The organism is Collimonas sp. (assembly GCF_035566555.1).
Taxonomy (GTDB): domain Bacteria; phylum Pseudomonadota; class Gammaproteobacteria; order Burkholderiales; family Burkholderiaceae_D; genus Collimonas.
This window is the reverse complement of record NZ_DATMRB010000118.1, coordinates 1-4050: the sequence shown is the minus strand read 5'-3', so window position 1 is coordinate 4050 and position 4050 is coordinate 1. Positions and strand designations below refer to the sequence as shown.

Annotated in this window: 4 protein-coding genes; 2 read left to right on the top strand and 2 right to left on the bottom strand. The window is 54.5% G+C overall.

What is annotated here, in order from left to right; genetic code table 11:
* Positions 1-467: hypothetical protein (locus tag VNZ65_RS15285; RefSeq protein WP_325670444.1), on the top strand; the 467-nt coding region annotated here is incomplete at its 5' end.
* Between the two features lie 301 nt (positions 468-768).
* Entirely contained in the window at positions 769-2046 is a 1278-nt protein-coding gene (locus tag VNZ65_RS15280) for an acetyl-CoA C-acyltransferase (protein ID WP_325670442.1), read from the top strand.
* Positions 2047-2328: 282 nt separating this feature from the next.
* Here VNZ65_RS15280 and VNZ65_RS15275 read toward each other — a convergent pair whose 3' ends face one another.
* Together VNZ65_RS15275 and VNZ65_RS15270 are read right to left on the bottom strand one after the other, a co-directional pair.
* The gene (locus VNZ65_RS15275) at positions 2329-3618 is read right to left on the bottom strand and encodes a TAXI family TRAP transporter solute-binding subunit (protein WP_325670440.1); all 1290 of its coding nucleotides are present in this window, start codon (positions 3616-3618) and stop codon (positions 2329-2331) included.
* A gap of 240 nt (positions 3619-3858) precedes the next feature.
* The coding region (locus tag VNZ65_RS15270) for a hypothetical protein (protein ID WP_325670438.1) at positions 3859-4050 on the bottom strand (192 nt) is incomplete at its 5' end.

Genomic DNA, 4050 nt, shown 5'->3' with positions numbered 1-4050 from the left:
TTGCACCCGAGCTGAGGGGTACGAAAGGCGATATCCTCGCTGCCAGAATCGAAGTGCCCATTCTTGCTGCAATGATTTACGGTATTGTCGAATTCATCCGATTGGGTTGGTCCCTAGATCACTACTTTTACACTTACGCACTGGTTCTAGGCGGCGTTGCTGCCTCAGTAGGTCTTTTTACTTATTTTTTTATTGTATCGGTGAGGCGCAAAAGGAGCTGGAAAAATCTCTTAGTTCTGCTCGCATTTCTTCCATATTTCTATTCGTTATACATCATTGGTGTTCTTGGGCTGTACACTATATTTGAAGGCATCGTCGGAATGTTTTCGTTTTGGTCAATGCTCAGTGGGATCTTTTGGGTTTTTATGGGATTTCATCTGATCTATCGGTTTTATCTGATGACAGAGATCGTCAGGCAACACGATGAAAAAACGGCGCTGGCTTCGCAAAAAAGTGCCATGAGTTGAAAATGGTGTGGATGCGTCTTGCGTCATCACCTATGTGTTGCGCGAGTCCCTACCGAGATGTGATCTGGCTTGGCCCTACTGCATCGGCAAGGCGTTTGGCATCGCGCACGACCGAGTAATCACAGCACCCGTGATTGTGCTCCAGATGAGCACACCAAATCTCAACATGAAATCGGTGTCGGTATTCGTATCGCTTAGGTGCGCCATACCAAAAACCAAGGAAATCATAATGAAAAAAATGTAGGACCAACCCTGATATGTTGCTCTATAGGTCTCCTCTACGTCGAAGCATTAGTGAGTCATGATCGCTGCCGACAAACGGACGATTTGGTTAGCCGCGGGCGTTCGTACTCCTTTTGTAGGCGTGGACGGGCCGTTCGCTGCTCGTGACTCATTGTCTTTGTCGGTGCCTGTAGTGCAGGCAATGGCGGCTCGGGTGGCCGGGTCCATTGATTTTGCCATTTGGGGCGCGGTGATAGTCAATCTTGCCTACGCCAATCTGGCCCGCGAGGTCTGGCTTGAAAGCAAACTCGATCCGCACGTGCCGACATTCACCACGATCATGCAATGCAGTACCAGCATGGTCGGCGTATTTGAAGCGGCTGGAATCATCGAGCGAACGAAAGCGGCGCTTGCTCTGGTGGGCGGCGTCGAAAGCATGAGCCGGGTACAGATCGGCCTCGGACAAAATTTGTCAGATTGGCTGCGGCGCATGTTTCAAGCGCGCCGTGCGGCACAACGTATCGGACTGCTTCGAAAGCTACGACCGTCGGACATCCGTCTTTTCGTACCTGAGGTAAAAAACCGCGTTACCGGCCGGAGCATGGGCGAGCACACCGAAGATATGGCGAAAACCTGGAATATCGACCGTTTCGAGCAAGATGCGCTTGCGCTACAGAGTCATCAAACCGCCATCGCCGCCCAAGACCGCGGGTTCTTTGTAGATCTGATTGTTCCCCTGGACGGAATATCCAGAGACCATTTTCCACGCCGCGATACGTCAATGGAAAAGCTTGCGAAACTGAAGCCGGTGTTTGACCGGACCAGCGGAAAAGGAACCATCACAGCCGGCAGCAGCTCGCCGCTCACGGATGGCGCAGCGGCGATCTGGGTTGCAACCGAAGGCGGCCTGGCCCGTCTGCCCGGCGGCGTACCGCGCGTGCGTCTTGTGGACTTCGAAAAGGCGGCCGTTGATGTCTTCAACGAAGGACTGCTGATGGCGCCGGTATCTGCAATTCCAAGGCTGCTCGCACGCAACAATCTGACCTTTAATGACATCGCATTGTGGGAAATTCACGAGGCATTCTCGGCCCAGGTGCTTTGTCACATCAAAGGTCTGGAAGACAGGGACTTCGTTCGCGACAAGGCCGGTGTTGAACATACATTCGGAAGTTTTCCCCGCGATCGGATGAACCCGAACGGCGGCAGCGTGGCACTTGGTCATCCATTCGCGGCGACTGGAGCACGTATTTTGAGTCAAGCCGTAAAGGAACTTGCCGCCAAACCAAAAGGCGCGCGCGCAATCGTCAGTATTTGCGCCGACGGCGGCTTGGGCACTGTTGCGTTGTTGGAAAACTGAACAAGCCGTCGATTGGCGTCCAATGTCCGCTTCGGGCCAAACGCAACCACCCTATGGCACTTCGATGCCGCAGAGTGGGCGCCGTCCACAGCATCAAAACGGAAGTCGTGGCCTGGCTCCGGGACGTATGCTTTGCCAACAGAAATGCTGCGACCACTACGGGATGCCCGTCTCGGGCCAAAAGAAGACTCATGCGCTGCAACAAACAGCATCTCTATTCGATCACGTCGCAAAAGCTCAAGCGTCAACTGATGATGGATCAGTGCAACTTCATCGCCAATTTTACATCGCGATTTTGGCGAGACGAGTACGCACAAGATCAATATGACTTCGCAGCGTATATAAATTGCTTGCATAGACAGTCGGCAACTGCAGATGGTTCGCGCGCTGATCAATCTGATCCAGTTTCGCATTCAAAGCGTTAGCGTCGAACTGTGGTCCTTGAGCCTCCATATCGCTCTCGATCGACCTGATTTCGTCATATAGCCGCCTGATCCTCAGTTGCATCGTCCAGTCGTACATCTGCGGCAGTAACTTGAACGCCGGGTATAGCAATGCGGTCAATGGGATCCGTACGACAAGAGTCTTTTCGACCAATGTCGCGATCCAGAACGGAAGGTATCCTTGCAGAAATGGCTGTCCGGATTTGTAGAAACGGTGTGCCTCTCCACTCAGCGGAAGATCGATCGATTCGGCAGCAGGGAATTGTCCTGCCTTCTGGAAAATTCCAGGCTGCGAATGAATCTGGACGGCTGCATCGAGCAAAAGGTACTGCAAGGCTGAATGCAGGTCCGCTCGCACGGCAAGACTGGCCTTCGGCGCCAACAGCACGACATCCGCTGGCGGGCGATCCGTCGACAGATCGACGACCCCGGCAGGCAGGACCAACTTATGCAGAAAAGGATAGATAGCGATTAAAGCGTCCGCGTGCAGGTAGCTTTCAGCCTCGATGCCTTTGGCATTGAGGAGAGACTGGATTACGGGAGACTCCCAGCCGGTCACAATGAACGCCGCGTCGATTTCGCCGGCGATCAGCTTCTCAGCCGCAACTTGCGGTGCAAATCCCGATAATTCGCCTATGATACTATCGAGCTTCGTCCTTGATATTATTTGCAGCGCCAACGCTCGCCCGCCGCTTCCCTCGGGGCCAATCGAAAGTCGGCGGCCTCGCAACCCCTGCGCGCCCTCGCCAATCTCAGCGCGGCGGAAGAGCCATAGCGGCTCGTAAAATATGGTGCCAAGCGATTCTAGTTCCGGCGATTCCTCCTTAGTTGTGGTGCCACCCTGTGTGAAACCTACGCTTACCCCCGACTTAGAATCGCGTAGCCGTCTCAGATTTTCGAGACTGCCGGTCGTCGGCTGTAGCTGCAGCTCGACACCTGCTCTGGCCAGGATTTCACGGTAGCGGATACCCAATTCGTAGTTGGCGCCACCCTCGGCGCCAGTAGCCATTACTATCGTGTGTGGCGGTAACGACTCAAAGACGAAGACCCCTGCGCCGAGCAAAATCGCCACTGTTGCGGCAACCGAAAGGTAGCGCCAGAATTTGTGGACGTCATTTCCAATATTCATCGAGCGCCAATCCTCGATTGCTGTAGTGACTTCGCACCAATCGCAAGACGCCGACAGGATTGACGAAAGGCAAAACGTCGACCAGCCGCAAATCACTCCCTAATAACTTACGGCAGAAATAGCTTGATGTGCATCAACGCAAAACACAGCAGAAGCCGCGCCCGGGCTCCGGAAGCGTTGCTTTGCAGCGAAATGATGCGACGGGCCAACTCCGGTCATAGTGGTACCGCGCCTACCGGATCATCTGCATCGGTTGCTCTTGGCTTCAAAGTGCGCACCGGCGGCCGCAGTTCTGCGGTGAGCTGACGCTGCCGTCAACGGAGGATCGAGGATCGCTTTCGTGCAGTTTTTCGCCAGCGCGACCGCACTGACGCTGCGGCGAGCGAGATCGCGCTGATCGCGACGCCGCCAAGCCTCCTCCGCATCATCCCG